Source organism: Halorubrum sp. SP3 (genome assembly GCF_005435195.1).
Classification (GTDB): Archaea; Halobacteriota; Halobacteria; order Halobacteriales; family Haloferacaceae; genus Halorubrum; species Halorubrum sodomense.
In genome coordinates, this window is record NZ_SGTU01000006.1 from 15,818 (window position 1) to 41,815 (window position 25,998).

Genomic DNA, 25,998 nt, shown 5'->3' on the forward strand with positions numbered 1-25,998 from the left:
CGCGCCGATCATCGTAGGGGTCTGACCCCCTACATCATCCCTTCCTCACCGACGCGACGCACCGCTGACCGCCGGCGGACTGACCGTCTCCGACGCACGGAGTCGCGCTCCGCGTCCGAAAAGAGCGATCCCGTCCGCACCGCGTTCGCAGCGACCGACACCACCCGCCAGATGCCACACCGAACACCACCACGACAATGAGCGACACAGCAGCACACACACGAGAAGACGAGCCGGAGGGCTCTACGGAGCCGCCGGCGGGAGCCGACGACGGGACCCCCGACGCCGACGAGACCCCCGCCGCCGGCCCGGTCTCGACCGGCGCCGAGTCGGTCGTCGCCGCCCTCGAAGCGGCGGGCGCGAAGACCGCCTTCGGGGTTCAGGGCGGCGCGATCATGCCCGTCTACGACGCGTTATACGACTCGTCGATCCGACACGTAACGATGGCCCACGAGCAGGGCGCCGCCCACGCCGCCGACGCCTACGGCGTCGTCGCCGGGGAGCCGGGGCTCTGTATGGCCACGTCCGGCCCGGGCGCGACGAACCTCGTCACCGGTATCGCCGACGCGGACATGGACTCGGACGCGTTGTTGGCGCTGACCGGACAGGTGCCGACGGAGTTCGTCGGCAACGACGCGTTCCAGGAGACCGACACGGTCGGCGTCACTCGCCCCGTCACGAAGCACAACTACTTCGCCGGCGGCGCGGACACCGTCGGGGACACCGTCGGCGAGGCGTTCGAGCTGTCGCGCGCGGGACGCCCCGGCCCGACCCTGGTCGACCTTCCGAAGGACGTGACGCAGGACGAGACCGACCGAACGCCCGGTCCGGCGGCGCCGCCGGCGGGGACCGACCCCGACCCGAACGCCGACCCGGACGCGGTCGAGGAGGCCGCGCGCGCAATCGAGTCGGCCGACCGGCCCGTCTGCCTGTTCGGCGGGGGCGTCATCAAGGCCGACGCGAGCGACGAGGCGCGGACGTTCGCCCGGAGCTACGGGATTCCAGTGACGACGACGATGCCGGGGATCGGCTCGTTCCCCGAGGACGACGACCTCTGTCTCTCGTGGGCGGGGATGCACGGCACCGGCTACGCGAACCTGGCGATCACCCACACCGACTGCCTGATCGCGGTCGGTACGCGGTTCGACGACCGGCTGACGGGCGGGATAGACACGTTCGCGCCCGAGGCCGAGGTGATCCACGTCGACATCGACCCCGCGGAGATAAGCAAGAACGTCCACGCCGACTACCCGCTGATCGGCGACGCCGGGCGCGTGTTGGACCAGCTGACCGCCGCGGTCCGCGAGGCGCCAGACGCCGAGGCGTGGCGCGACCGGTGCGCCGAGTGGAAGGAGACGTACCCGCTCACCTACGCGACCCCCGACGACGAGCCGCTGAAGCCGCAGTTCGTCGTCGAGGCGTTCGACGAGGCGACCGACGACGACACCATCGTGACGACCGGCGTCGGCCAACACCAGATGTGGGCCTCGCAGTTCTGGTCGTACTCGGAGCCCCGGACGTGGGTCTCCTCGCACGGGCTCGGCACGATGGGATACGGCGTTCCCGCCGCGGTCGGCGCCCGCGTCGCGGCCGACACGATGGGCGAGGCGGACCGCGACGTGGTGTGTTTCGACGGCGACGGCTCCTTCCTGATGACGATGCAGGAGCTCTCCGTGGCCGTTCGCGAGGAGCTGGACATCACCATCGCCGTGCTCAACAACGAGTACATCGGGATGGTGCGCCAGTGGCAGGACGCCTTCTACGAGGGGCGTCACATGGCCTCCGACTACACGTGGATGCCCGAGTTCGACAAGCTCGCGGAGGCGTTCGGCGCGCTGGGCCTGCGAGTCGACGACTACGACGAGGTCGCGCCCGCCGTCGAGGAGGCGCTCGACTACGAGGGGCCCGCCGTGGTCGACTTCCACGTCGACCCCGAGGAGAACGTCCTCCCGATGGTGCCGAGCGGCGGCGCGAACGGGAAGTTCGCGGCCGCGGAGGACCAGCTATGAGCGGCGACGCGTCCGAGTCGGGGGCTCCCGACGCGGACTCCCGGCCCCTCCCGGGCGAGCAGCCCGGCCCGGACGAGCGCGACCATCCCGAGGGGCGTCGGAACCTCGAGGGGATCCGGATCGACCCCGTCGTCGAGGCCGAACACGAGTCGCGGCGCGCCGTCATCTCCGCCCTCGTCGAGGACGAACCGGGCGTGCTCGCGCGCGTCTCCGGGCTCGTCTCTCGCCGCCAGTTCAACATCGAGAGCCTCACGGTCGGGCCGACGACCGTCGAGGGCCACTCGCGGATCACGATGGTCGTCGAGGAGACGGACCCCGGCATCGACCAGATCGAAAAGCAGATGGCGAAGCTGAAGCCGGTCATCTCGGTCGGCGAGGTCGCCGGCGACGCGGTCACCTCGGAGCTCGTCCTACTGAAGGTCGAGGCCGACGACCCCGCCGCGGTCCAGGCGGTCTCCGAGATGTACGACGGCCGCACGGCCGACGCCGGCCCCGAGACGATCACCGTCGAACTCACCGGCGACAAAACCGACATCGACGGCGCGATCCGCGCCTTCGAGCGGTTCGGGATCGTCGAGATAGCGCGGACCGGACCGACCGCCCTCGCGCGCGGAGACACACCGACGGCGCCCGGAGAGAAGCCCGGAACGGCCGGCGAACCGACCACCCACGACGACTGACACGCGAATCCACACGACGACTGACACGCGAACCCGCGCAACCCGCGAACGCACGCGCACACACGAACACACGGCGAACACACACGATACACATGACCGAAGACGACACGCAGACGTTCGACTCGACAGTATACTACGACGACGACGCGGACGAGGAGGCGATCGCCCACAAGACGGTGGCTGTCCTCGGCTACGGCTCGCAGGGCCACGCCCACGCGCAGAACCTCGCGGACAGCGGGGTGGACGTGGTCGTCGGCCTCCGCGAGGGAAGCTCCTCGCGGGCCGCCGCCGAGAGCGACGGGCTCCGCGTGGCGACCCCCGCGGACGCGGCCGCCGAGGCCGATATCGTGAGCGTCCTCGTCCCCGACACCGTCCAGCCGGACGTGTACGAGAACGCGGTCGAACCCAACCTCGACGCGGGCGACACGCTTCAGTTCGCGCACGGGTTCAACATCCACTACAACCAGATCCAGCCGCCCGCGGACGTCGACGTGACGATGGTCGCGCCGAAGTCGCCGGGGCACCTCGTCCGCCGGAACTACGAGAGCGACCAGGGGACGCCCGGCCTGCTCGCGGTGTACCAGAACGCGACCGGCGACGCGCACGACGAGGGGCTCGCGTACGCGGCCGCCATCGGCTGTACCCGCGCCGGCGTCGTCGAGACGACGTTCCGCGAGGAGACGGAGACCGACCTGTTCGGCGAGCAGGCCGTCCTCTGTGGCGGCGTCACCTCGCTCGTGAAGCAGGGGTACGAGACGCTCGTCGACGCCGGCTACTCGCCGGAGATGGCGTACTTCGAGTGTCTCAACGAGCTCAAGCTCATCGTCGACCTGATGTACGAGGGCGGGCTCGGAGAGATGTGGGACTCCGTCTCCGACACCGCCGAGTACGGCGGGCTCACACAGGGCGATGTTGTCGTCGACGAGCACGCCCGCGAGAACATGGAGGAGGTCTTAGAGAAGGTCCAGAACGGGCAGTTCGCCCGCGAGTGGATCGCCGAGAACCAGGCCGGGCGGCCCTCCTACACCCAGCTCCGGAACGCGGAGAAGGACCACGAGATCGAGGCCGTCGGCGACGAGCTGCGCGGGCTGTTCGCGTGGGAGGAGTCGACCGACGACGAGGAAGAGGAGAGCGCCGAGGTGACCGCGTGATGGGCGTAGCGGGAACCGGACCGGCGTCCGGCGCAACCGCGGTCGGAGGTGACTCCAGATGAGCGAGGGCACGCTGTACGACAAGGTGTGGGACCGCCACAAGGTGACGGAGCTCCCGAACGGACAGGACCAGCTGTTCGTCGGGCTCCACCTCGTCCACGAAGTGACGAGCCCGCAGGCGTTCGGCATGCTCCGCGAGCGCGACCTCGACGTCGCGTACCCCGATCGGACGTTCGCGACGACAGACCACATCGCGCCCACCGAGGCCGACAAGCGGGAGCGCCCCCTCGCCGACGACCAGGCCGAGGAGATGCTCTCCGCGCTCGAACGCAACGTGAGCGACAGCGGGATCACGTTCTTCGGCTTCGAGTCCGGCAAGCAGGGGATCACCCACGTCGTCGCCCCGGAACTGGGGCTCTCCCAGCCCGGGATGACCGTCGCCTGCGGCGACAGCCACACCGCGACCCACGGCGCGTTCGGCTCCATCGGCGTCGGCATCGGCACGAGCCAGATCCGCGACGTGCTCGCGACCGGCTGTATCGCGGCGGACAAACAGAAGGTCCGCCGGGTCAACGTCGAGGGCGAACTCGGCGAGGGCGTCTACGCGAAGGACGTGATCCTGAAAGTGATCCAGGACCTCGGCGTCGACGGCGGCGTCGGGCACGTGTACGAGTACGGCGGTCCCGCCATCGAGGCGCTCGACATGGAGGGCCGGCTCGCGGTGTGTAACATGTCCATCGAGGGCGGCGCCCGCGCGGGCTACATCAACCCCGACGAGACCACCTACGAGTACCTGAAGGGCCGCGAGTACGTCCCCGAGGGCGAGGCGTTCGAGGAGCGGAAAACGTACTGGGAGTCGATCAGCTCCGACGCGGATGCCGAGTACGACGACGTGGTCACCGTCGACGCCGACGGGCTCGACCCGCTCGTCACCTGGGGAATCAACCCCGGACAGGTGATCGAGATCTCGGAGCCGGTCCCGCACCCGGACGACTTCGAGGCCCGGACCGACCGCGAGGCCGCGGAACAGGCGCTCGATCACATGGAGATCGAGGCCGGCCAGTCGATGCTCGGCTACGACGTCGACGTGGCGTTCCTCGGCACCTGTACCAACGGCCGCCTCTCGGACTTCCGGGAGGCCGCGCGGATCTTGGAGAACCACGACGTCGACGAGGACGTGCGGGCGCTCGCGGTGCCCGGCTCGGAGACGGTCCGCGCGCAGTGCGAGGCGGAGGGAATCGACCAGACGTTCATCGAGGCCGGCTTCCAGTGGCGCCGCGCCGGCTGTTCGATGTGTCTCGCCATGAACGACGACGCCCTAGAGGGCGACGAGGTGTGCGCGTCCTCGTCGAACCGCAACTTCGTCGGCCGGCAGGGGTCGAAGGAGGGGCGGACGGTGCTGATGAGTCCCGCGATGGTCGCGGCCGCGGCCGTCGAGGGCGAGGTCGCGGACGCGCGCGACTACCTCGACGACGGGCCGACCGGGGGCGCCGGCGGCGTCGAGGAGGTGGCGGACTGATGGCCCCCGACGCGAACGCGGGCGGCGACCAGCACATCACGGAGGTGTCGGGCACCGGGGTGCCGATCCCGGGCGACGACGTCGACACCGACCAGATCCTGCCGGCGCAGTTCATGAAGGAGGTCACGTTCGACAACATGGCGGACTACCTCTTCTACGACGCCCGGCGCGACGAGGACGGGGAGTTCAACGACCACCCCCTCAACCGGTTCGAGGGCGCGTCGATCGCGGTGGTCAACTCCAACTTCGGCTGCGGCTCCTCCCGTGAACACGCGCCGCAGGCGATGATGCGCTGGGGCGTCGACGGGATCGTCGGCGAGTCGTACGCCGAGATCTTCCGCGACAACTGCAAGTCGCTCGGCATCCCCGCGGTCACCGCGGACCACGAGACCGTGGTGGCGCTCCAGGAGTGGATCGAGGCGAACCCCGACGGCCACATCGACATCGACGTCGAGGGCGAGACCGTCACCTACGGCGACACCGTCATCGACGTGGAGGTCGACGACGCGATGCGGGAGGCGTTGGTCGAGGGGATCTGGGACACGACGGCGCTGATGTACTCGAACCGGAGCAAGGTCGACGAGACGGTCGCCGGCCTGCCGTACGTCGAGGGGGACGACTGAGCCGAATGACGGACGAGATCGTCGTCATCGAGGGCGACGGCATCGGCCGCGAGGTCGTGCCGGCCGCCGTCGAGGTGTTGGAGTCGTTCGAGTTGGACTTCGAGTTCGTCGCCGCCGAGGCGGGCGACGCGACGAAAGCGGCCACCGGCGAGGCGCTCCCCGCGGAGACGTACGACCTGGTCGCCGACGCGGACGCGACGCTGTTCGGCGCGGCCGGCGAGACGGCCGCCGACGTCATCCTCCCGCTGCGCGAGGCGGTCGACTCGTTCGTCAACGTCCGCCCCGCGAAGGCGTACCCCGGCGCCGACGCGCTCCGCCCCGAGACGGACGTGGTGTTCCTCCGCGAGAACACCGAGGGCGTCTACGCCGGTCACGAGGACCGCCTGTCCGACGACCTCTCGACGCTGACGCGGGTCGTCACCTCGTCCGCGTCGCGGGAGCTGGCCGAGTACGCCTGCGAGTTCGTCCGCGACGGTCGCGGTCCCGCGGGCGACCCCGACGAGGGGTTCACGGTCGCGCACAAGGCGAACGTGATGCGCGAGACGGACGGCCGGTTCCGCGAGGAGGTCCTCGCGGTCGCCGACGAGCGCGGCGTCGACGCCGACGAGGAGCTGATGGACGCGTTCGCGACGAAGCTCCCGCTGGACCCGAGCCAGTACGGCGTGATCGTCTGTCCCAACCTCGCGGGCGACGTGCTCTCCGACCTGGCCGCCGGCCTCGTCGGGGGGCTCGGCCTGCTTCCGTCCGCGAACGTCGGCCACGAGAACGGGCTGTTCGAGCCGGTCCACGGCACGGCGCCGGACATCGCGGGCGAGGGGATCGCGAACCCGACGGCGGCGGTCCTCTCGGCGGCCATGCTGCTGGAGTACCTCGGGCACGTCGAGGAGGGTGGACGGGTGCGCGCCGCCGTGGAGAGCGTCCTCGCGGACGGCCCGCGCACCGGCGACCTCGGCGGGTCGGCGACCACCGACGAGGTCACCGCGGCGATCGTCGACCGGCTGTAAGGCGGCGCTCGCCCCCGATCGCGTCGGAACGGCGGGCGGATCGCGACCGCGAGCGAACCACAAGACAAGAAACCCTGCGGCCCCTCCGACCGGATATGAGCAACTACGAAGTCGCGATGGAAGCCGCCTGGTTGGTCCGTGACGTCGAGGAGACCGACGACGCCATCGGCGTCGCGGTCAGCGAGGCCGGCAAGCGACTCAACGAGACGGACAAGCAGTACGTCGAGGTCGAACCCGGCGTCACCGGCTGTCCCGCCTGCGGCGAGCCGTTCGACGCCGCGTTCCTCGCGGCGAACACGGCCTTGGTCGGACTCCTCTTAGAGATCGACATCTTCAACGCCGACAGCGAGGAGCACGCCGAGCGGATCGCGAAAAGCGAGGTCGGCGGCGCGCTCCGCGACGTCCCCCTCGAAGTCATCGACGTCTTCGAGACCGAGGCCGACGACGAGGACGAGGGCGCTGACCGATAGCCGCGACCGCGTCCGCGGACCCGACGCGGTCGGTCGAAGGATCCGCGGGCGACGCGAGTTCGATCGGTCCCGAAAGCTTTTCTAATAACCATAAGTAATTAGGCGGTATGGAACTGCCGACGCCACAGGACCTCCGCGAGCGCCGGACGGCGCTCGATCTGACGCAGAGCGAACTCGCCGACGCCGCGGACGTCTCGCAGCCGCTCATCGCTCGGATCGAGGGTGGCGACGTCGACCCCCGACTCTCGACGCTGCGCCGCATCGTCAACGCCCTCCAGGAGGCCGAAGGCGAGGTCGTGCGCGCGGCCGACCTGATGAACGAGACCGTGATCAGCGTCGCGCCGGACGACGCCGTGAGCGAGGCGGTCGAACTGATGGAGGCCGAGGCGTACTCGCAGCTCCCCGTCCTCCAGAACGGGGTGCCGGTCGGCTCGATCAGCCAGGGCGACGTCGTCCACGCCGGCGAGAACGTGGGCGACCACCCCGTCAGCGAGGTGATGAGCGAGTCGTTCCCGACGGTCGCGCCGTCCGCGACCGTCGACGAGGTCCGGAACCTCCTCGACCACTACAAGGCCGTGATGGTCACCGACGGCGGCGAGACCGTCGGGATCATCACGGAGGCCGACATCGCGGCGCAGCTGTCGTAGCGCTCCGCGGGGCCGACCGCGCCGGACCGCGCCCTACTCCTCCCGGCGCTCCGAGAGCCGCTCCCAGATCTCCGTACAGCCCGCGCCGTCCTCCACGTCGTCGAGGTGGCTCGATCCGCCTCCCGCGTCGCCGTCGGCCTCGTCGTCCCGTCCGGAGCCGTCGCTGTCCCCTCCCGTCTCGTCGTCCGCCGCGGCTCCGTCGGTCATCTGCCGGACGTAGGTCAACGCCGCTGATAAGCGGCCATTCGGCGGCACGACGCGCCGCGTCTCCCCGCCGGCCGCAACGCTCTCCGGTACCCCGGACGCGCCCGCTTACAGCTCCAGTCCGCGGATCGCGACGGTCGCTCTCCCCTCGTCGCCGGCCTCATCGCTCGCCTCGGCGGCCTCGACGCGCCCGATCACGCGCCCGTCGGTGGCGTCGGCCAGCGACTCGGCCGCGTCGGAGTCGAGCGCCGCGACGAACCCGGTCCCCATGTTGAACGTGCGGTGCATCTCCTCGTCGGTGACGTTCCCCTCACTCTGGACGAACTCGAAGACCGGCTGGGGGTCGAACGCGTCGTCGATCACGTAGCGGTGGCCGCCCAGGCGTTCGAGGTTCGTCCAGCCGCCGCCGGTGACGTGGGCCGCGCCGCGCACGCCGTGGGCGCGCATCGGGTCGAGCAGGTCGGTGTAGATTCGGGTCGGTTCGAGCAGCGCGTCGCCCAGCGTCTCGTAGCCGTCGAACGGACAGGGGTCGGCGTAGGCGTGCTCGCGCGTGACCGCCTCCCGCGCCAGCGTGAGCCCGTTCGAGTGGATCCCCGACGAGCGCCAGCCGACCAGGGCGTCGCCCGGCTCGGCCCGGCCGTCGAACACGCCGTCCTTCGCGGCGAGGCCGGCGCAGGTGCCGGCCAGGTCGAGCCCGCGGACCACCTCGGGCATCACCGCCGTCTCGCCGCCGACGAGCTCCATGTCGGCCAGCTCCGCGCCGCGGGCGAGCCCCTCGCCGACCTGCTCTGCGAACCGCTCGTCCGGCTCGTCGACCGCGAGGTAGTCGACGAACGCGACGGGGCGAACGCCGGCCGCGACGAGGTCGTTGACGTTCATCGCGACGCAGTCGATGCCGACCGTGGAGTAGTCGCCGAGCGCCTCCGCGACGAGCAGCTTCGTCCCGACGCCGTCGGTCGCGAGCGCGAGGTAGCGGTCGCCGATGTCGAGCAGCCCGGCGTACTCGCTCCCGGAGCCCTCCGCCTCGGTGTCCGCCCCGACCGCGCCGATAAGCGCCGCGGTCGCCGCCTCGCTCGCGTCGACGTCGACGCCCGCGTCCGCGTAGGTGAGTTCGTCGCCCTCGGCCGCCTCCGGTTCCCCGTCGTCGCCCGCCGATCCGCCGTCGCCGCCGTTGCCCTCGGTCATGTGTGAGGGGGCACGCCCCCGGAGCAAAAGCGCACCGTTCCGGAGGGCGGGGAGCGGTCGCGGAACCAGACGGGCCGGCGATCAGAACGAGGCGGCGGTCGTGACGAGCCGGCGATCAGAACGAGGCGGCGGTCGTGACGAGCCGGCGATCAGAACGGCCCGCCGAACCCGAGCCCGACGACGAAGACGAGCCCGAAGGCGAGCAGCACGGACGGGACGAAGACGGCCGCCCAGACCGGCTTGCTCCAGTTCAGCACCGTCTTCCCGTCGAGCGGACCGTACGGGACGAGATTGAACGCGGCGAGGAACGCGTTGATCGCGACGCCGCGCGCCCCGAGGATCGTGACGATCTCGCTGCCGACGATTCCGCCGAGGGCGAAAAGCGGGACGAACGCGACCATCAGCCCGAGGTTCACGACCGGCCCCGCCAGCGCGATGTGGCCGTGTTCGCGGGGCGTCAGCCGTCCCCGGTGGTGGACGGCGCCCGGCGCGGCGAAGATGAAGCCCAGTAAGGAGCTCATCACCGCGAGGAACAGCATGCTGTTGTCCGCGCGGAACTCCGCGACCTGGTCGTAGTGGACCGCGACGACCTTGTGTGCGACCTCGTGGAGCAGGAAGGCGACCCCGGCGGTCGCGAGCGCGACGAACAGCGGCGGGAGCACGCCGGCGGCGAGGATCCGACTGATCCCGCCCGAGCCGCCGACGAAGAACAGCGTGAACGCCACGCCGAGCGCGAGCCACGCGACGAGGAGGTCGCGGATCTCCTGTCCGCTGAAGTAGAGCCCGGCTATCCGACGCCCGGCGAACGTCGAGTCGCCGCTCATGCGATCCCCTCCACGGCGCCGCGCACGAGGTTCGCGCCGTTGATCGCGCCGTCGACGAGCAGCCGCCCGACGTCCTCGACGCCGCCGACCTCGGCGCCGAACATCGCCGGGATGACGTACGCCGCGAAGAGGAAGCTCGCGACGATGCTCCCGACGTTCGTCATCGCGACGACGACGATGAGCCGGAACAGCGGCACGTCTAACATTGCGGAGACCAGCTCCGCCGCGGAGCGCGTCTCGTCGGCGAGCAGGTCGTTCAAGGCGCCGATGTCGGCGACGTTCACGGTCAGGCTCCGGAGTTCGACGTAGCCGGTGAACCAACCGGGCGCGAGCAGCGGGTTGATCGAGGTCATCCACGCGACGGCGCCGCCCACGCCGGCCGATAGCCAGCGCGCGCCGGCGACCTTCGCGAACGCGAACGCGAAGACCCCGTTGATCAGGAACCACGCGCCGAACAGCCGGAGCAGGAACGCGTTCCCGGCCCCGCCCAGGGCCAGCAGGACGAAGAAGCCGACGAAGCCGACCGTGATCGCGTAGCCGATCGCCTTCTTCCACGGGAGCCCGCGACCGGACTCCTGGCCGACCAGGCTCTCCATCGGCGGGAGGGTCGTCGGGCGGGCGAGGTAGCCCTCGATCCCCGCCCGGTGGCCGGCGCCGACGACCGCGACCACGTCGTAGCCCGACTCGCGGAGCGCGACGAGCCGGTGGGCGATGAACGCGTCGCGCTCGTCGATGAGCGCCTCCGCGCCGCCCGGAGAGAACTGGCGGAACTCCTCCATCATCATCGTCACCACGTCCGTGTCGGTGAGGTCGGCCTCGTCGAGCTCCTCGATCCCGCCGGCCTCGGCGTCGACGTCGCCGCCGGCGAACGCGCCCACCGCGACCGCGAGGACGGCGCCGACGACCAAGCCGAGGCCGATCCCGACCCCGAAGCCCCCGATCGCCGTGACGGCGAAGCCGCCGAGGTACGTCGACACGAGCCCGTCGACGACGCCCGTGACCCCGGCGGCGACGCCGAGCGCGAGCCCGGTGCCGACCGCGGCGTAGAGGCGCTGGTCCGGCGAGAGCGCGAGCGTCCCGACCTGGTCGACGACGATACCCGCGACGAGCGCGACGAGGACGCCGGCGGCGACGCTCGTCAGCACGGCGTTCGTGATCCCGACGGCGCCGCCGAAGAGGCCGATCGCCGGTCCGGCGAGGATCCCGACGAAGAGCCCGCCGATCACGCCGGCGACCCGCGGGTCGCTGACGCCGAACGCGAGCCCGCCGACGAGACGCAGCTTCTCCGTGACCGTCATGCGCGCCCAGAAGCGCTGGATCGTGGTCTGGATGTCGCGGTCGACGAGGGCCACGTCGATGCCGAGCGACTCCGCGAGGTCGACGGCGGCCTTCATGTCCGCCCCCGGCTCGATGTCGAACCGCTCGCCCAGCTGGGTCTGGACGTACGAGAGCATCCAGTACGCGAGGAACTGGAACACGGTGTTCCCCCTGAGCAGGTCGCTCGCGTCGAGGTCCTCGGGCGTCTCGCCGTTGAGCTGCCGGTAGCGCCCCTCGTCCAGCTCGACAGCGACGACGTCGGGACGCTCCCGCTCGATCGCCGCTTCGACCTCGTCGACGGACTGCTCCGACACGTGCGCGGTCCCGACGACCGTGACCGACCCTTCGTCGGCGGCGGGATCGCGGCGCGGCCCCGCCTCGAGGCCGCCGCCGTCGGTCCGCGCGGACCGATCGGCCGACGGGGGCGCCTCGTCGGTCCCCCGTGACGTCTCTGTCATCACCCGTCGTACTCGGTCACCGCGTTTAGGGTTTGTGAGTCGATCCCGGCGTTCGCGCGCCCGCCGCCGCGTCGCGGGCCCGCCGCCGAACCGCGTTCCCGGCGATCCAACAAACTTGTATTCTCACGCCTCTCATCTCCTCGTATGTCCCGGCTGTTGCCCTCCCTGCCGGACGCGACCCCGGAGGAGCGCGAACCCCGGGTCGTCGGCGTCGACGACGACGAGGCCGACGACCTCATCGCCGCCCTCGGCTCCGAGACGGCCCGGGCGATCCTCTCGACGCTCCACGAGCGCCCGGCGACGAAGTCCGAGCTCGCCGACGAGGTCGACACGTCGCTTCAGAACGTCCAGTACCACCTCTCTCGGCTCGACGAGGCCGACCTCGTCGACGTCGTCGACACCGCCTACTCCGAGAAGGGCCGCGAGATGGACGTGTACGCCGCCGCGGACGAGCCGCTCGTGCTGTTCGCGGGCGGCTCCGAGGAGTCGACCGGGATCAAGACCGCGCTCATGCGCCTGCTCGGCGGCTACGGGATAATCGGCCTCGCGGCGGTCGCGGCCCAGCGGCTCCTCGCGGTCGGCTCGCTCGGCGGGTACCGGGCGAGGAGCGACGCCGGGGCGGCCGGCGGCGCGGGGGGCGACGGGGGCGCGGCCGACGGTCCGACGATAGCGAGCGCCCCGAACGCGGACTCCGGGGCCGAGACCGCCGACGGCGCGATCGAACTCGTCGGCGACCCGCTCGCGGAGTACGCCGTCTCGCTCGTCGAGCCCGGACTCGTCTTCTTCGTCGCCGCCGCGCTCGTGTTCACGCTCGCGTGGGCGTACTGGTACCGCGCGTCGAACCGGTAGCGCGGGCGTACTGGTACCGCGCGTCGAACCGGTAGCGCGGGCGTCGTACCGGGCGGAGCGCGTCCGCCAAACGGCGGCTCGTGGGACAGCTATTCAAAGCGCCGTCCCTACGTTCGCGTATGGAACACGAGGCCGAGGTCGTCGGCGTCGGTGCGGGGTCGGCGCCGAGCGGCGACGTCCCGGCGGTGATCCTGTCCGCGCGCGGCGAGTACGTCCCGATATTCGTCAGCGCCGACCAGGCTCGATCGATCGGGATGGCGCTGGAGGGCGAACCGTTCGACCGACCGCTCACCCACGACCTCCTGGTCGACATCCTCACGGAGTTCGGCGGCGCCATCGACCGCGTCAGGGTCGACGACCTCCGCGACGGCACCTTCTACGCGAAGGTCGACGCCGAGCGCTACGAGGACGGCGAGCCGGAGCGGTTCGTCTTCGACGCCCGCCCCTCCGACGCGCTCGCGCTCGCCGTGCGCGTCGACTGTCCGATCGTCGTGACCGACGAGGTGATCGACGAGGCCGGCCGCCCGTCGGACTCGGTCGAGTTCAGCGGCGACGGCGACCCGTCCGAAGAGCGCTGAGCCGCCGGGTCCGGTGACGGCCGACCGGGAGGCCCGTCGTTCAAGTCGCCGGGCGTCCCACGACGGGTATGGACGAGACGGCCACGCTCGCCTCCTCGCACACCGAGATGACGGAGATGCTGCTCCCGAACGACACGAACAACCTCGGCCGCGCGCTCGGGGGCGCCGTGTTGCACTGGATGGACATCTGCGGCGCCATCGCCGGCATGCGCTTTTCGAACCGACAGGTCGTCACCGCCTCGATGGACCACGTCGACTTCATCGCGCCCATCGAGACGGGCGAGGTCGCGATCATCGAGGGGTACGTGTTCAACACCGGTCGGACGAGCGTCGACGCGAAGGTCGACGTCCGCGCCGAGGACCCGCGAACCGACGAGACGCGGCGGACGACCACCTCCTACTTCACGTTCGTCGCGCTCGACGACAAGGGACGCCCGACGCCGGTTCCCGATCTCGCGTGCCCGACCGCGGACGAGGAAGCCCTCCGCGACGACGCCCTCGAAGGCCGCGAGGAACAGCTGCGGCAGGTCGTCGACCGCTACGACATCTGAACGGGCGCCCCGCGAGCGTTCACTCCGCCGAGCCCGCGACGACCTCGACGGTCGCGTCCGGCGCGTCGGACGCGGCGACCGCCGCCCCGTGTGCCGCCAGCGCGCGCTCCGCGAGGGCGTCGAGCGCCTCGTCGGCGTCGCCGCCGCGCTCGTCCCGGTCGCCGCTCGCGAGGTGGCTCGGACAGCCGCAGTCGGAGGCGCCGAAACCGTCGATCGGTCCCGGCGGCAGGCGCTCGGCGACCGCGCACTCGACGTCGACGCCGACGCTCCGGACGACGCGGTCGATCCGCGCGGTCGGGCGGCCGAGCAGGTAATCGACGTGCCAGTGGCGGACGTCGTGGTCGCCGCGGGCGGTCCGGCGGTGTCTGTCCACCCGCGAGAAGCCGCCCGAGCCGAGCGCGCTCCCCGTGTAGGCGTACGCGCCGGCCGGGAGGCGGTACTCGCCCAGCGCGCCCGCCGACAGCGTCGCGTCGCTCGCGAGGGCGACGACGAGGGTGTAGCTCCCCCCGTCGGCGCCGCTCATCGGTCGATCACCGCCCGAGCGCCGCTCTCAGCGGCACTCACGACAGCGCGGCCGGGGCCTCGTCGGCGGCCGACCGGAGCGATCCCACCAGATCGCTCGCGTCGCCGTCGAGCGGGTAGGCGTCGTGGAAGTCCGCCGGGTCGCGGTCGCGGCCCGACAGCGCGCCGACGACGCCGGCGATGCGGTCGTAGTTGTCGCGGACGAGCCCCCCGACGATTCCGGGTGTCCCGGCGCGGTCGGCCAGCTCTTCGGCGGCCGACCGGCCCGCGTACACCCGGCGCTCGGCGGGGTCGACGAACACCATCGCGAAGGGGCGCGAGCCGAACTGGGCGTCGAGGAACGGCCCGACCGGGTCGGCCTCCCACGGGACCGCGACGACGCCGTCGAGCCGGCGGAGCGCGACCGCCGCGACCGAGCAGTACGGGCAGTCGCCGTCGAATATCAACACCGGAGCGTCGGCGCCGTCCGGGTCAGGAGTCATATCGAATAAGAGGGTTTCCATCGGCTTAAGCGGCCGGCCGGGACGAACTTGTTCGGTCGGAGAGCGTCGCGAACCCGCTCAGTGCGAGTGACCGAGCGCCTCTTCGAGCGGCTGTCCGAACCGCTCCTCGAACAGCTCCGCGGCCGTCTCCTCCATCTCCGCGATGTCGTCGGGCACGTCGCCCTCGCTGTGGTTGACGATGACGTGCGCCTGCTGGGCCATCGCCTGAACGATCACGTCGGAGACGACCCGCGTCGCCGGCTCTCCCTGCTCGCTGAGCACGTCGACGAGGCCGGCGGGCAGTTCGAACGACTCTTCCTCACCGTCGGGGCCGCTGACCGTGTAGGTCTCGGTGTCTCCCATACGCGTGGGTCGCGGCCGCGACATAAGGGTCTGTGGAAACCGGACGCGAGCCGGACGCGGTCACCGCTCGCGAGCCGGGCGCGGATTCCTCCGTCCTCACCCGTGCGTCGAGATGGCCCTCACGGAGAAGCCGGAGCCGACGACGCTCGCGAGGTACACGGCGATGGCCGTGACGACGATGGATCCCCCGGAGGGAAGCCCGAGGCCGATCGAGACGGCGAAGCCCCCGATCACCGACAGCTGGCCGACGATGACCGAGAGGTACACCGTCTCGCGGAAGCTCCGGGCGACCTGCGAGGCGGCCGCGACGGGGACGACTAACATCGCGGCGACGAGGATGACGCCCAACACCTGCATCGCGCCGACGACGACGACCGCGGTCAACACCACGAGCAGGGTGTTGTAGCCGGTGACGTTCAGCCGTGCGACCCGCGCGGCCTGCTCGTCGAAGGTGATGAAGAGGAGCTGTTTGTACGTCAGCGCCACGCCCGCGACGACGATCAGCGCGAGCGCGCCCATCAGGCGCGCGCCCTCCGGCGTGACCACCGCGAGGTTCCCGAACAGGTACCCCTGAATGTTGACGCCGGTGAGGCCGTCGCCGTAGCTGATGATCAGCGTGCCGACCGCGAAGCTCCCGCTGAGCATGATCGCGATCGGCACGTCGCCGTAGGCGTCGGTGCGCTCGGTGAGCCACTGGACCGCGAGCGCGCCGAGGATACCGACCGCGAGCGCGACGAGCAGCAGCGACCCGTTCCACCCGGTCGAGGAGGTGACGAGGATGCCGACCGCCACGCCGGCGAACGCCGTGTGCGCGAGCGTCTCGCCGATCAGCGCCATCTCTCGGTGGACGAGGAACGAGCCCACGAGCGGAGCGACCACGCCGACGAGCACGCCGACCGCCATCGACTGCCACATGATCGGGTGTCGGAACACGTTCGTGCCGAACGCGGCGTCCATCCCGCGGCCAAGCGAGCGGAACGCGACGTAGAGGTCGCTCGCCACCGGGAGGTCCCGCGCCCAGTAGAGCAGGAGGAACCCGAGCATGCCGGCCGCGACGACGCCGGTGAGTCCGATTCCGACGAGCTCCGCGGTTCGGCGGAGGCCTCGGACGGAGCGGGCACGCGCCCGGTCGTCGGCCGCTGATTCCCCGCTCATCAGTGGTGATGGTGGACGACCTGTCCGTCGGTGCCGTACGCAGCCGCGAGGGCGTCGCTCTCGACGAACGACTCGGTGTCCCCGTGATGGTACAGCTCGGTGTTGATACAGGCGATGCGGTTGGCGCGCTCGGTGACGACGCCGATGTCGTGCTCGATGAGGATGACCGTGATCCCCTCGTCGTTGAGGTCGTCGAGGAGGGCGTAGAAGGCGTCGCGCGACTCGGCGTCGACGCCGACCGTCGGCTCGTCGAGCGCGAGCAGGTCCGCGTCGCTCGCGAGGGCCCGCGCGATGTACGCCCGCTGTTTCTGGCCGCCCGACAGCTCCGAGACGAGCCGGTCGGCCAGCCCCTCGATACCGACCGTCTCGATGGCGTCCGCGACGGCGGCTCGGTCGGCCGCGGAGAGTCGCCCGCGGCCGGCGCGTGCGAACCGGCCCATCGTGACGCACTCGCGGACGGTGACCGGCATCGCGCCGCCCCGGCTCGTCGCCTTCTGGGAGACGTAGCCGATCCGGCCCCCGTCGTCGAACTCGTCGATCGGACGCCCGAACAGCTCGACGGACCCCTCGTCGGGCTCGTGGAGCCCGAGCATGAGGTGGAGTAGGGTCGTCTTCCCGGAGCCGTTCGGCCCGACGAGCCCGAGGAAGTCCCCCTCCTCGACGGTCAGCGAGACGTCGCTGACGGCGACGGTGTCGCCGTAGGCGAACGTCACGCCGTCGAGAGCCACGATTGCGGTCACTGCGTGTCCCTCACGTGGGGAGCCCGTACGTTTAGCTCTTTTACTCCGTCGTCGCGTCCGCGGCGGGGAGTCCGGCGGCCGGTCACGGTCCCGCTCACTGCGCCCCCAACGCCCGCTCGAAGGCGGGGACGTTGATCTCGGTCATCTGTTCGAGGTAGCCGTACCCGGCCTCGTTCCACTCGCGGGTCGTTCCCCCCGCGGGCGTGACGGGGACCGCCGCCGTCGCGCCGCTGTTCGCGACGATCGACTCGGCGAGTCTGGGCGACTGGAAGCGGTCGTACAACACGACCTCGATCCCCGCCGAGTCGACGAGTTCGATCGTGTCGGCTATCTCCGTCTGCGTCGGCTCGTTCTGCGGCGAGACGCCGACCGGCGAGTGGAGTCGGAAACCGTAGCGCGCCTCGAGGTACTGAAACGAGTTGTGGCCCGCGATCACCGCCACGTCTCGCGCGGCGTCCTCCGCGATCGACTCGAAGGCGGCGTCGATCGCGTCGAGCTCCTCGACGTACGCGTCGGCGTTGGCGGCGTACGCCTCGGCGTTGTCCGGATCCGCCTCCCCGAGCCCCGTGGCGATCGTGTCGACCATCTCGCCCGCGAGGACCGGGTCGACCCAGACGTGCGGGTCGTACCGGGTCTCGCCGTCGCCCCCGCCGCCGTCGCGGGTTCCGCTCCCGTCGTCCCCGCCCGTCCCCCCGCCGTGCGAGTGGTCCCAGGCGAGCAGGTCGTCCTCCAGCCCGTCGAGCCCGTCGATCACGGCGACCGTGTCGTAGTCCCTCTCGAGGGTCGCGGCGAGGTCCTGCGCCCACGAGAACTCCGGGCTGTCGAGGTAGACGAACGCGTCCGTCGCGGCGACGTCGGCGGCGAGGGTCCCGTCCGGGGTCCAGCCGTGACCGAGCTGCCCCACGTCGACCGGGTCCTCGAAGCTCGCGCGGTCGCCCGCGACTTCGTTCGCCCATTCGCTGAGGGTGAAGAAGGCGGCGTACCCCGAGTCGAACCCCTCGGGGTCGGCGTTCGCGGCGCCGGAACACCCCGCCAACGCCGCCGTCGTTCCGGCGACGGCCAACCCGGCGCCGCGCCGCAGCACGGACCGCCGTGAGTGAGTCATACCGATCGATACCACCGATTAACAGAAAAGAGTTGTTATTTCACAACTCCCAGTTAATAACTCAGGTTCGAAACCCGCCCGACGTTAACAACTCGACGGCGGGGTACCGGCGACGTCGGCTCAGTCGGTGAGGTCGACGACGGTCGCGTCCGCGAGTCCCGCGAGCGTCTCGGGCTCGACCACGAACACCGCGTTCGGTGTCCCCGCCGCGCCGTAGACGGTGTCGTACTCGGTGAGCGTCGGATCGAAGACGGTCGGCAGCGCGGCGTCGTGGCAGACCGGTGGAACGCCGCCGATGCTCCAGCCGACGACCTCGCGGATCCGGTCGGGGTCGCCCATCTCGGCGGCGTCGGCACCGAAGTGGTCCGCGACGGCATCGAGGTCTAGCCGGTTCGCGCCGCTCGTGATCGCCGCGACGAGGTCGTCGGGCGGAGCCCGACCGCCGGACCCCCGTCGCGCCTCGTCGTCGCCGCGGGAAAGCGAGACGATGATCGTCGACGCGATGGCGCCCGTCTCGCAGCCCAGGGCGTCGGCCGCGGCGGCCGCGGTCTCGGTGCCGGCGTCGAACTCCAGCACGTCGACGTCGGCGTCGTACCGTTCCCGGGCTCGCTCCCCGAACTCCGCCGCGCGTGGATGCATGCGATCGGAGCCGCGCCCGGACGATATCAAGCCCTCGGACGCGGTGAAACTGCGCCAAGTCGATCGGCGTCAGCGGCGTCTCTGATCCCGTCAGCGGCGGTTCAGACCGCGTTAGCGCCGGTTCGGACCCCGTCAGCGGGTCCGCAGCTCGTCTTTGTCCTTGATCACGCGGGCGTCGCCCTCGCCGGAGGTGACCTCGTTGACGAGGTCGTAGAGGTCGTTCTGGAGCCCGGCGGGGAACGTGAGCACGCCGACCCACGAGCCGTCGTTCTGCCACTCCTCGCGCTCTAAGTCACCGAACTCCCGGATCTGGGCCTGCCCGGACCCCGCGTAGTCGGCCGGGAGCTGGACCGCCATCGTCACCTCCTCGAACCGGATCGGGATCACGGGTCGGAGCGCCTCGAGCGCGTCGTCCACCTGGTTCTCCACCGGCTCCATCGGATCGATCTGGAACCCGGCCTCCTCGAGGGCGCGCTCGATACGCTCGGGGGGGTGCGGCGAGTCGTCCATCTGCGGGTTCACCGCGTTGCGCGTGATGGTGGTGACCAGCTGGTTGTGCTTGCGCTCCTGCATCTCCTCGCGCTGCTCGGCGGTGATCTGGATCTCTCCGCGCTCGACGACCTCGGGGATGATCGAGAGCGCGTCCGTGGTGCCGAAAACGGTCTCTAAGTCCTCCTCGGCGGGCCGGTCCCCGCGCGAGGCGTTCTCGAAGACGTCCTCCGCGGCGATGACGTCTTCCAACTCCCCCTCGAACTCCCCGCGTTTGATCGCGAGCGCGGCGTCGGGGTCGATCAGGACCTCGAAGCGCTCCCCGTGCGACTCCAGTCGGGCCGTCACGGCCTCGTCGAGCGATATCATACCGGAGGGTACCACCCCCGCGGGCAAAAAGCCTCCCGCCGCCGCCGGTCGTCGCGTCGAGTCGTCGGGTCCGGGCGTCGCGCCGCCGCTCCCCCGACTACCCGCCCGCCGTCGGCCGCTCGTCGTCCCACTCCGCTCGGCACGACTGCGAGCAGAAGTGCCGGTGAACGACGTCGTCGCCGTCGACCCACGTCACCGTTCGGTGCCCGGTCCCCAGCGCCGGCTCGCCGCACGTCGCGCAACTCGGCGCGGACTCCTCGTCGACGTCCTCCTCGAGCTCCGAGGTCGGATCCACCATACCTCCCGGTACGCCCGCGGACACTTGAACCCGCGAAGGGCGGCAGTTCTGGCCACGGCTCCCCCGGTCTCGCACCGAGGGCGGGCCGGTCGGGCGGGCGGCGTGGGCGCTCGCGTCGCTAGCGCGTCGTCCGCGCGTCGCGGTCGGTCGCCTCCTGTGACGGGTGTTTGACGGTGATCTCCCGGTCCGCGCTCGGTCCGACGACCGTCCGCTCGCGGCCGTCCGGCCACCGCACGTCCACGCGCAGCGGCTCCGCGTCCCCGAGTCCGAAGTGCGCGACCGGCTCCGTCTGACAGAGGCAGCCGCCGCCCGCGTCGATCGCTCGCCGCTGGATCCCGTCGTCGGTCTCCAGGGTGACGACGGCGCCGCGGGCCGGCGCGCCGTGCCGCGTCGTCGGACGTACCCGGAACCATCCGGCGGCCGACGCGTCGTCGTCGCCGTACGCCGTCACCGGCTGCGCGGCGACCTCGCCGTGGACGACGAGGAGCTCCAGCGCCCCGTCGCCGTCGAGGTCGGTCGCGACCGCGCCGGTACCGAACCCGTCCGGCTCCGCGGCCGCCCCGAGCGACGCCGCCTCCCAGCGCGCCGCCTCGTCGGACCCGTCGACCCGCTCGAACAGGCGGTTCTCGGCGCCGCAGACATTGAAGAAGAGCTCCTCGCGCCCGTCGTTATCGAAGTCCGCGGCGACCACGGTCCGGACCGCTCCGACGTCGCGGAGCGCCGGCGGGGCCACGTCGTCGTACCCGCCGCCGGGCGAACAGCGCAGGAGGCGGCTCGGGGCCGCCTCGTTGCCGACCGCGAGGGCGAACGTCCCTCCTTCGTCGACGACCGCGGCGCCGCGCGTGTCGCCGGCGGGGTCCGAGAGGTCCGGTCCGCCGTCGGTCCGGACGTAGTGGCCGTCGCGGTTGCTGAACAGGCGGTTCGGCCCGCCCTCGACGCCCGCGAACAGGTCGCCCTCGCGGGAGCGGTACGGGACCGCGAGCAGCGACCGACACCCGCCGTCCACCTCCAGCCCGACCGCCTCGGCCATGTCGGTGATCTCGCCGTCGTCACCGAGCTCGTAGAACGCGAGCGGCGCGGCGTACCCGGAGACGGCGACCCCGTATCTCCCGGTCCCCAGCCGGTCGAGCGCCGCGACCGACCGGCCGGCGCGGACGTCGAGCCGGTCGGCGTTCACCTCGCGGGCGAACACGTCGGTCCAGCGGTACCGGTCGGCCTCCAGGCGGCTCAAGAGGAGGTCGGGGTCGCCGCCGTCGACGCCGCGCGCGCAGTTGTGGACGTACACCTCCTCGCAGCCGTCGGCGTCGAGGTCGGCCGCGCACACGCCCATCCCGTGGCGCGTCCCGTCGGCGACGATGCCGCAGGCGGTGTCCGAGAAGCGGCCGTCCTCCCGGGCGTACAGCCGGTTCGGCTCGCCGTAGCCGGCGACGAAGACGAGCGGCCCGTCGCGGCCCGGCGTCACCGCGACGCCGTACCCGCGCATCGGGCGCCCGTCGTCGACGAGCGAGGACCGCTCCGTGAACATGGCCGTCCGTCACCGCTCCGAGAATATGAACGCACGGGTTGGATACGACCGCGCGGCGGCGGGAGGAAATCGACGGCTGGGCTAGAGGTGCCGCTCGATGTACCGGTTCACCCGCGAGACGCGCTCCGCGTCGAACGTCCAGAGGCCGCGCCAGACGCGGGGCTCCGTCTCGACCGCGAGGAGCCCGACGCCCCCCTCGATCCCCCGCACGAGGTCGCTTCTCGGGTCGCTCTCGGCCGGGTGCGGTCCCTCCGGAGGGCGGTACACCACGAACCAGCTGTCGGTGAAGTCCGGGTCGTCCCCGGCGTGGACGACCGCGTCGAGGTCCGTCGGGAGCTCGTCGGGGACGCCGTAGAGGTGCGTGTCGACGCCGGTGTCGGAGACGCGCTCGTACACCTCGCGCGTGCCGACCTCGTCGTCGATTCGCGAGAGCCGCTGGAACGACGAGCGCAGGGTGCCGTCGCCGGCGGTCCACGCCGCCCGCTCGATGAACCGCGAGATGGTGATCAGGAGCAGCTTCTGCCGGTTCGACTCGGGATACCCTCGAAGCGTGAACGTCGCGTCGTCGAGGCCGCTTATCACCGACGGGAGATCGACGTCCCCCAGCGGCCGGCTCCCGGTGACGTACAGGTCGGAGTTGACGAACAGCACGGCGTCACCGAGTTCGCCGAGCGTCGAGCCGGCGACCACCTCGTCGCCCTCCATGAGCAGCACGAGGTTCTCGATGTCGTCGGGGTCGTCCCCGTCGAACGGGACGTCGTCGTGGCGGCGGAGCACGTCGACGTCGACCGACGGGGCGGGTTCGTCGCCGTCGACGACGCCGCTCGTCGTCAGCTCCCGGGCGGTCAGTCCCCCCCGTCGCTCGGGGCCGGCGACCCCGGCGCCGTCGGTCGCGGGCCGCTCGGCGTCGCCCGTCGTCATCCGGCCGTCGACCACCCGCACTGCGTCGTCGCCGAACGTGTCCATGAGCATGTTCAAAACCGGGTCCGGGTCGGTTCGGTTGACGGTGACCACGGACCGCTCGGGGCCGTCGAAGCGATCGAGAAACTGTTCGAGTGTCACGTACCCCGACTGAGCGATTTCGCCCCATAAGGATTCGCGCGCAGTTATCGGGGTTGAGAACGAACGGTGCCGACGACGGGACTGACCACGCCCGCGGGCAGCGCCCGTAGCCGTTCGGGGCCGGCGACCCCGATCGGCTGACCGGTGCCGCTACGCGCCGAGCGTGTCCGCCAGCAGCTGAAGCGGGTGTTCGATCTCGTAGCCGGTGCCGTGTTCCATCTGCATCGCGCAGGTCGGGCACTCCGTCATGCCCACGTCGCCCTCCGCGTCCTCCATGTGATCGAACATCTCCGCGCCGATCTCCATCGACTTCTCGTACTTCTCCTCCTTCCAGCCGTACGTGCCGGAGATGCCCGAACAGGAGTCGCCGACGTCCTCCATCGTCACGCCGTCGACATCGCGGAACGTCTCGACCGCCTGCCGGGAGAGCCCCTGATTGCGGGCGTGACACGGCGCGTGGTACGCGAACGCGCGCTCGTCGTCGAGCCCGCCGGCCGCGTCGAGCTCGCCCTCGAGGTCCTCGTGGATCCGGAGGTACTCCAGCGCCTCGAAGGTGTGCTCGGCCACGTCCTCGATCCCGTGGAGGTCGAACAGCTCGGGGTACTCCTGGCGCAGCGACATCGAACAGGAGGTACAGGACGCGATCACGTCGGCGCCCTCCCCGATGGCCTCGACGAGGTTCTCGACGTTCGTCTCCGCGTGGCGCCGGGCGTCCTTCAGCATCCCGTTCGCGAACATCGGGGTGCCAGAGCACTTCTGGGGCGGCACCATCACCTCGTAGCCGAAGTGCTCGTACACGCGGACCATGGCCTTCCCGACCTCGGGGGTGTTGTAGTTGGAGTAGCAGCCGTGGAAGTACGCCACGCGCTTGTCGGGGTTCTCCACCTGCGCGCCGCCGCGCGCCTTCCACCACTCGCGGAACGTCTCCGTGGCGAACTCGGGGAAGTCGCGCTCCTTGGGGATCCCCATCACCTTCTCCATCGCCCACCGCGCGGGCCCGAAGTTCATCGCGAACGACGCCGTCCGCGGGAACATGCTGGCGAGGCTCGCGGACGTGCGGTAGTTGGCCAATATCCGGTTCCGGACGTACTCCACCGAGAGCTTCTCCATCTGCCGCTCGACGAACTGCCCGCGGGCCTCGTTGTGCATCTGCGAGAGCGGCACCGAGGAGGGGCAGGCGTCGTCGCAGCGCATGCAGTTCGAACAGGAGGTGATCGACTCGTCGATGTCGTGGTCCCCCTTCCGCTTGAGCCGCCACTGCTCCGGCCCCTGGAACTTCGGCCCCGGGAACTCGTCGTCGACCTCCGCCACCGGACAGGAGGTGTCGCAGCTCGTGCACTTGTAACAGGAGTCGGCCCCCTCGCGGAGGTCGAGGTCGCCGCCGGGGAACACGTCGACGGGGTCGTACGCGTCGGGGTCGAGCTCGGTCGAGTCGGTCCCGCCCGGCGCGCTCTCCGCCCCGCCCGAGGCGCTCTCGACGCCGCCGTCGGTGGCGGCGCGGTCGCTCGCGCCGCGACCGCCGCCCGCCTCGCCCTCGGCCACCTCCCCCTCGTCGGGGACGAATATCGACGGCTGCTCGTCGCGCCCCGCCTCGGGGACGCCCGGACTCGGGCTCCCGCAGCCGCAGTCCCCGCATCCCGCGCGCTCGCGGGCCGCGTCGCGCCCGCCGCTCGGTCCGTTCGTCCCGTTCGAGTCCTCAGCGTCCCCGTCGTCCTCCGTGTGTCGTGTCATTGGCTCGCCTCCGTCGCCGCCCGCCGCCCGGCCACGAGGCCGGTCGCGAGCGACACCCCGCTCGCGGACTTCTCCCGCGCCGCGTCCGCGCCGCCGACGACGCCGCCGGCCGCGAACACGTTCTCGTACTGTACCTCGCCGTCGGCGTCCGTGGGCCGACACCGCTCGTCGGGCCGGACCCCGAACCGGGCGTACGGCTGATCGCCGAACGCGTCGTCGACGAACCACTCGTACCGGTCGTCGGGCTGGTCGACGTACAGGTCGAAGACCGGCTCGCGGACGCCCTCGCGGTCGGAGTCGAGCCCCTTGCCGACCAGCCCGCCGGTCGCCAGCACGAACGCGTCCGCGCCGTACGGCGCCGTCCGCCCCTTCCGGTCGACCGCGACCGATTCCACCCGGCCGTCGCTCGCGGACTCGACGCCGACCACGGGGTTGCCGGTCTCGAACCGGACGCCCTCGGCGTCGAGCGCGTCGAACAGCCGGTCCTCTAAGCGGAGGCCCGGAAGGCTCGGCGGCCCCATCGGAATCTCGAACACGTCGGCGCCGAGCCGGTCCGCGAGCTCCGCGCGGACCTCGTCGCCCTCGTCGTCGCCGAGGAACGCCGGGAAGCCGACGCGCTCGACGCGGTCGACCCCGCCCTCCTCGTCGACGACGTCGTGGAGGTGCGGCGCGACCGCCTTCGCCAGCGCCTCGCGCGCCGGTACGCCGTCGATGGCCTCGTCGTGGTCGAGCGCCTTCGCGAGCCGGGTGATCTTCGCGTCGGCGCGGAACGCCTCCGCGAACTCGACCTCGGTCCCCGCGGCGTCGAACGGGACGCCCGCGGCCTCCAGCCGGCCCGCGAAGGCGCGCGCGTCGTACTCGGTGAGCGACCGGAACCCGACGATCAGCATCGGCCGGTCGTCGCTGGCCAGCCCGGCCTCCGCGGCCGCCGGGTACCGCGCCGTCGGCTTCACCGCGCCGCCGAACGTCGGAACGAGGGCGTTGCGCTCGGTGTGGCCCCCGCGGTACGCGTCGCCCGCGAGGTCGTCGAACAGGTCGAGCCCCTCGCGGAGCGCGTCGCTCCCCACGATCCGGTAGGGATGGCTCTCGGGGAGTCGGTCGATTCCCTCGAACGGGTCCGCGAGCGGTCCCTCCGGGTCCGGCCACTCGTCGCGGTCGAGTTCGCGCCCCGCGGTCGGCGGCCCGTCGCGGAGCGGCTTGGCGGGTTCGGTCGCCGGGACGTAGCCGAGCGCGTCGATCAGCCCGGACGCTTGCCGCAGCGTGCTCGCCTTGTGGGAGACGAGCCGCACGTCCGCGCCCTCGCGGGCGGCCGACACCGCGGCCGTGACCGCGGCGAGCCCGCCGCCGACCACGAGGACGTCGCTGTTAATCGCCATCAGCGACCTCCGCCGTCGGTGGTCGCGTCGCCGTTTGCGCGCCCACCGTTAGTGGTCGCGTCGCCGTTTGCGC

28 protein-coding genes are annotated in these 25,998 nt (G+C 71.4%); 11 read left to right on the plus strand and 17 right to left on the minus strand.

Annotated features, from left to right (window positions below; genetic code table 11):
* Nucleotides 1-197: 197 nt before the first annotated feature.
* The 8 genes from ilvB (at nt 198) to EXE42_RS06260 (ending at nt 8,103) form a co-directional block, all read left to right on the plus strand.
* Nucleotides 198-2,009 carry a biosynthetic-type acetolactate synthase large subunit gene (gene ilvB, locus EXE42_RS06225; RefSeq protein ID WP_092921652.1) on the plus strand — a complete coding sequence of 604 codons (1,812 nt, stop codon included), beginning with the start codon at nt 198-200 and terminating at the stop codon, nt 2,007-2,009.
* On the plus strand, nt 2,006-2,689 hold the full coding sequence (gene ilvN / locus EXE42_RS06230; RefSeq protein WP_092921654.1) for an acetolactate synthase small subunit: 684 nt from the start codon (nt 2,006-2,008) through the stop codon (nt 2,687-2,689). Before ilvB ends, ilvN begins: the two co-directional genes overlap by 4 nt.
* Before the next feature lie 92 nt (nt 2,690-2,781).
* Nucleotides 2,782-3,840, plus strand: a complete 1,059-nt coding sequence (gene ilvC / locus EXE42_RS06235) for a ketol-acid reductoisomerase (protein WP_092921656.1) — start codon at nt 2,782-2,784, stop codon at nt 3,838-3,840.
* A 58-nt stretch (nt 3,841-3,898) separates the two neighbouring features.
* A complete protein-coding gene (leuC, locus tag EXE42_RS06240; RefSeq protein ID WP_092921658.1) occupies nt 3,899-5,359 on the plus strand; it encodes a 3-isopropylmalate dehydratase large subunit in 1,461 nt (486 codons plus the stop codon).
* Nucleotides 5,359-5,982 carry a 3-isopropylmalate dehydratase small subunit gene (gene leuD / locus EXE42_RS06245; protein ID WP_137706121.1) on the plus strand — a complete coding sequence of 208 codons (624 nt, stop codon included), beginning with the start codon at nt 5,359-5,361 and terminating at the stop codon, nt 5,980-5,982. The genes leuC and leuD overlap by 1 nt, the downstream gene beginning before the upstream one ends.
* A 5-nt stretch (nt 5,983-5,987) precedes the next feature.
* The gene (locus EXE42_RS06250) at nt 5,988-6,986 is read left to right on the plus strand and encodes an isocitrate/isopropylmalate family dehydrogenase (protein WP_137693847.1); all 999 of its coding nucleotides are present in this window, start codon (nt 5,988-5,990) and stop codon (nt 6,984-6,986) included.
* A 95-nt stretch (nt 6,987-7,081) separates the two neighbouring features.
* Nucleotides 7,082-7,456, plus strand: a complete 375-nt coding sequence (locus EXE42_RS06255) for a DUF555 domain-containing protein (protein ID WP_092921664.1) — start codon at nt 7,082-7,084, stop codon at nt 7,454-7,456.
* Between the two features lie 107 nt (nt 7,457-7,563).
* Nucleotides 7,564-8,103 (plus strand): CBS domain-containing protein, encoded by a 540-nt coding sequence (locus EXE42_RS06260; protein ID WP_092921666.1) that lies wholly within the window; start codon nt 7,564-7,566, stop codon nt 8,101-8,103.
* 33 nt (nt 8,104-8,136) lie between these two features.
* Here the strand turns inward: EXE42_RS06260 and EXE42_RS19240 are convergent, their stop codons facing one another.
* The 4 genes from EXE42_RS19240 to EXE42_RS06275 all read right to left on the minus strand — a co-directional run bounded on the left by EXE42_RS19240 (nt 8,137) and on the right by EXE42_RS06275 (nt 12,091).
* Nucleotides 8,137-8,310 (minus strand): hypothetical protein, encoded by a 174-nt coding sequence (locus tag EXE42_RS19240; RefSeq protein ID WP_167603387.1) that lies wholly within the window; start codon nt 8,308-8,310, stop codon nt 8,137-8,139.
* Between the two features lie 105 nt (nt 8,311-8,415).
* On the minus strand, nt 8,416-9,492 hold the full coding sequence (purM, locus tag EXE42_RS06265; RefSeq protein WP_137706122.1) for a phosphoribosylformylglycinamidine cyclo-ligase: 1,077 nt from the start codon (nt 9,490-9,492) through the stop codon (nt 8,416-8,418).
* Between the two features lie 149 nt (nt 9,493-9,641).
* Nucleotides 9,642-10,316: a metalloprotease gene (locus tag EXE42_RS06270; protein ID WP_092921670.1), complete on the minus strand. Its 675-nt coding sequence runs from the start codon at nt 10,314-10,316 to the stop codon at nt 9,642-9,644.
* The gene (locus EXE42_RS06275; protein ID WP_092921672.1) at nt 10,313-12,091 is read right to left on the minus strand and encodes a TraB/GumN family protein; all 1,779 of its coding nucleotides are present in this window, start codon (nt 12,089-12,091) and stop codon (nt 10,313-10,315) included. Before EXE42_RS06275 ends, EXE42_RS06270 begins: the two co-directional genes overlap by 4 nt.
* A 144-nt stretch (nt 12,092-12,235) precedes the next feature.
* On the opposite strand from EXE42_RS06275, the gene EXE42_RS06280 reads away from it, so the two are divergent.
* The 3 genes from EXE42_RS06280 (at nt 12,236) to EXE42_RS06290 (ending at nt 14,069) form a co-directional block, all read left to right on the plus strand.
* Nucleotides 12,236-12,940 carry a winged helix-turn-helix domain-containing protein gene (locus tag EXE42_RS06280; RefSeq protein WP_092921674.1) on the plus strand — a complete coding sequence of 235 codons (705 nt, stop codon included), beginning with the start codon at nt 12,236-12,238 and terminating at the stop codon, nt 12,938-12,940.
* 119 nt (nt 12,941-13,059) lie between these two features.
* A complete protein-coding gene (locus EXE42_RS06285) occupies nt 13,060-13,518 on the plus strand; it encodes a bifunctional nuclease family protein (RefSeq protein WP_092921676.1) in 459 nt (152 codons plus the stop codon).
* Between the two features lie 68 nt (nt 13,519-13,586).
* Nucleotides 13,587-14,069, plus strand: a complete 483-nt coding sequence (locus EXE42_RS06290; RefSeq protein ID WP_137706123.1) for an acyl-CoA thioesterase — start codon at nt 13,587-13,589, stop codon at nt 14,067-14,069.
* A 19-nt stretch (nt 14,070-14,088) separates the two neighbouring features.
* On the opposite strand, the gene EXE42_RS06295 is transcribed toward EXE42_RS06290, so the two are convergent.
* The 13 genes from EXE42_RS06295 to glpB all read right to left on the minus strand — a co-directional run bounded on the left by EXE42_RS06295 (nt 14,089) and on the right by glpB (nt 25,925).
* A complete protein-coding gene (locus EXE42_RS06295) occupies nt 14,089-14,592 on the minus strand; it encodes a DUF123 domain-containing protein (protein ID WP_137693849.1) in 504 nt (167 codons plus the stop codon).
* 37 nt (nt 14,593-14,629) lie between these two features.
* On the minus strand, nt 14,630-15,073 hold the full coding sequence (locus EXE42_RS06300) for a DUF393 domain-containing protein (protein ID WP_092921682.1): 444 nt from the start codon (nt 15,071-15,073) through the stop codon (nt 14,630-14,632).
* 78 nt (nt 15,074-15,151) lie between these two features.
* Complete coding sequence (locus tag EXE42_RS06305; protein WP_092921684.1) at nt 15,152-15,436, minus strand: hypothetical protein; 285 nt, start codon at nt 15,434-15,436, stop codon at nt 15,152-15,154.
* Nucleotides 15,437-15,532: 96 nt separating this feature from the next.
* The gene (locus tag EXE42_RS06310; RefSeq protein ID WP_137693850.1) at nt 15,533-16,591 is read right to left on the minus strand and encodes a metal ABC transporter permease; all 1,059 of its coding nucleotides are present in this window, start codon (nt 16,589-16,591) and stop codon (nt 15,533-15,535) included.
* Nucleotides 16,591-17,331: a metal ABC transporter ATP-binding protein gene (locus EXE42_RS06315; protein ID WP_092921688.1), complete on the minus strand. Its 741-nt coding sequence runs from the start codon at nt 17,329-17,331 to the stop codon at nt 16,591-16,593. The genes EXE42_RS06310 and EXE42_RS06315 overlap by 1 nt, the downstream gene beginning before the upstream one ends.
* Nucleotides 17,332-17,425: 94 nt before the next feature.
* Nucleotides 17,426-18,436 (minus strand): metal ABC transporter solute-binding protein, Zn/Mn family, encoded by a 1,011-nt coding sequence (locus EXE42_RS06320; protein ID WP_137706124.1) that lies wholly within the window; start codon nt 18,434-18,436, stop codon nt 17,426-17,428.
* Nucleotides 18,437-18,556: 120 nt separating this feature from the next.
* Nucleotides 18,557-19,075 carry a YbaK/EbsC family protein gene (locus EXE42_RS06325; RefSeq protein WP_137706125.1) on the minus strand — a complete coding sequence of 173 codons (519 nt, stop codon included), beginning with the start codon at nt 19,073-19,075 and terminating at the stop codon, nt 18,557-18,559.
* Between the two features lie 132 nt (nt 19,076-19,207).
* Nucleotides 19,208-19,933, minus strand: a complete 726-nt coding sequence (locus EXE42_RS06330; protein WP_092921695.1) for a ribosome assembly factor SBDS — start codon at nt 19,931-19,933, stop codon at nt 19,208-19,210.
* A 97-nt stretch (nt 19,934-20,030) separates the two neighbouring features.
* Nucleotides 20,031-20,231 (minus strand): hypothetical protein, encoded by a 201-nt coding sequence (locus tag EXE42_RS06335; protein ID WP_137693854.1) that lies wholly within the window; start codon nt 20,229-20,231, stop codon nt 20,031-20,033.
* A 118-nt stretch (nt 20,232-20,349) separates the two neighbouring features.
* Nucleotides 20,350-21,756, minus strand: a complete 1,407-nt coding sequence (locus EXE42_RS06340; protein ID WP_137706126.1) for an ASPIC/UnbV domain-containing protein — start codon at nt 21,754-21,756, stop codon at nt 20,350-20,352.
* 81 nt (nt 21,757-21,837) lie between these two features.
* Nucleotides 21,838-22,818, minus strand: coding sequence for a hypothetical protein (locus EXE42_RS06345; protein WP_137706127.1), 981 nt, complete (start codon nt 22,816-22,818; stop codon nt 21,838-21,840).
* A gap of 150 nt (nt 22,819-22,968) precedes the next feature.
* Complete coding sequence (locus EXE42_RS06350) at nt 22,969-24,549, minus strand: anaerobic glycerol-3-phosphate dehydrogenase subunit C (protein ID WP_137693857.1); 1,581 nt, start codon at nt 24,547-24,549, stop codon at nt 22,969-22,971.
* Nucleotides 24,546-25,925, minus strand: coding sequence for a glycerol-3-phosphate dehydrogenase subunit GlpB (gene glpB / locus EXE42_RS06355; RefSeq protein ID WP_137693858.1), 1,380 nt, complete (start codon nt 25,923-25,925; stop codon nt 24,546-24,548). The genes EXE42_RS06350 and glpB overlap by 4 nt, the downstream gene beginning before the upstream one ends.
* Nucleotides 25,926-25,998 lie beyond the last annotated feature (73 nt).

Excerpts from the sequence above, each read along its gene's own strand:
- ilvB (WP_092921652.1), top strand. The coding sequence starts at position 198 with ATGAGCGACACAGCAGCACACACACGAGAAGACGAGCCGGAGGGCTCT.
- ilvN (WP_092921654.1), top strand. The coding sequence starts at position 2,006 with ATGAGCGGCGACGCGTCCGAGTCGGGGGCTCCCGACGCGGACTCCCGG.
- ilvC (WP_092921656.1), top strand. The coding sequence starts at position 2,782 with ATGACCGAAGACGACACGCAGACGTTCGACTCGACAGTATACTACGAC.
- leuC (WP_092921658.1), top strand. The coding sequence starts at position 3,899 with ATGAGCGAGGGCACGCTGTACGACAAGGTGTGGGACCGCCACAAGGTG.
- leuD (WP_137706121.1), top strand. The coding sequence starts at position 5,359 with ATGGCCCCCGACGCGAACGCGGGCGGCGACCAGCACATCACGGAGGTG.
- EXE42_RS06250 (WP_137693847.1), top strand. The coding sequence starts at position 5,988 with ATGACGGACGAGATCGTCGTCATCGAGGGCGACGGCATCGGCCGCGAG.
- EXE42_RS06255 (WP_092921664.1), top strand. The coding sequence starts at position 7,082 with ATGAGCAACTACGAAGTCGCGATGGAAGCCGCCTGGTTGGTCCGTGAC.
- EXE42_RS06260 (WP_092921666.1), top strand. The coding sequence starts at position 7,564 with ATGGAACTGCCGACGCCACAGGACCTCCGCGAGCGCCGGACGGCGCTC.
- EXE42_RS19240 (WP_167603387.1), bottom strand. The coding sequence starts at position 8,310 with ATGACCGACGGAGCCGCGGCGGACGACGAGACGGGAGGGGACAGCGAC.
- purM (WP_137706122.1), bottom strand. The coding sequence starts at position 9,492 with ATGACCGAGGGCAACGGCGGCGACGGCGGATCGGCGGGCGACGACGGG.
- EXE42_RS06270 (WP_092921670.1), bottom strand. The coding sequence starts at position 10,316 with ATGAGCGGCGACTCGACGTTCGCCGGGCGTCGGATAGCCGGGCTCTAC.
- EXE42_RS06275 (WP_092921672.1), bottom strand. The coding sequence starts at position 12,091 with ATGACAGAGACGTCACGGGGGACCGACGAGGCGCCCCCGTCGGCCGAT.
- EXE42_RS06280 (WP_092921674.1), top strand. The coding sequence starts at position 12,236 with ATGTCCCGGCTGTTGCCCTCCCTGCCGGACGCGACCCCGGAGGAGCGC.
- EXE42_RS06285 (WP_092921676.1), top strand. The coding sequence starts at position 13,060 with ATGGAACACGAGGCCGAGGTCGTCGGCGTCGGTGCGGGGTCGGCGCCG.
- EXE42_RS06290 (WP_137706123.1), top strand. The coding sequence starts at position 13,587 with ATGGACGAGACGGCCACGCTCGCCTCCTCGCACACCGAGATGACGGAG.
- EXE42_RS06295 (WP_137693849.1), bottom strand. The coding sequence starts at position 14,592 with ATGAGCGGCGCCGACGGGGGGAGCTACACCCTCGTCGTCGCCCTCGCG.
- EXE42_RS06300 (WP_092921682.1), bottom strand. The coding sequence starts at position 15,073 with ATGACTCCTGACCCGGACGGCGCCGACGCTCCGGTGTTGATATTCGAC.
- EXE42_RS06305 (WP_092921684.1), bottom strand. The coding sequence starts at position 15,436 with ATGGGAGACACCGAGACCTACACGGTCAGCGGCCCCGACGGTGAGGAA.
- EXE42_RS06310 (WP_137693850.1), bottom strand. The coding sequence starts at position 16,591 with ATGAGCGGGGAATCAGCGGCCGACGACCGGGCGCGTGCCCGCTCCGTC.
- EXE42_RS06320 (WP_137706124.1), bottom strand. The coding sequence starts at position 18,436 with ATGACTCACTCACGGCGGTCCGTGCTGCGGCGCGGCGCCGGGTTGGCC.
- EXE42_RS06325 (WP_137706125.1), bottom strand. The coding sequence starts at position 19,075 with ATGCATCCACGCGCGGCGGAGTTCGGGGAGCGAGCCCGGGAACGGTAC.
- EXE42_RS06330 (WP_092921695.1), bottom strand. The coding sequence starts at position 19,933 with ATGATATCGCTCGACGAGGCCGTGACGGCCCGACTGGAGTCGCACGGG.
- EXE42_RS06335 (WP_137693854.1), bottom strand. The coding sequence starts at position 20,231 with ATGGTGGATCCGACCTCGGAGCTCGAGGAGGACGTCGACGAGGAGTCC.
- EXE42_RS06340 (WP_137706126.1), bottom strand. The coding sequence starts at position 21,756 with ATGTTCACGGAGCGGTCCTCGCTCGTCGACGACGGGCGCCCGATGCGC.
- EXE42_RS06350 (WP_137693857.1), bottom strand. The coding sequence starts at position 24,549 with ATGACACGACACACGGAGGACGACGGGGACGCTGAGGACTCGAACGGG.
- glpB (WP_137693858.1), bottom strand. The coding sequence starts at position 25,925 with ATGGCGATTAACAGCGACGTCCTCGTGGTCGGCGGCGGGCTCGCCGCG.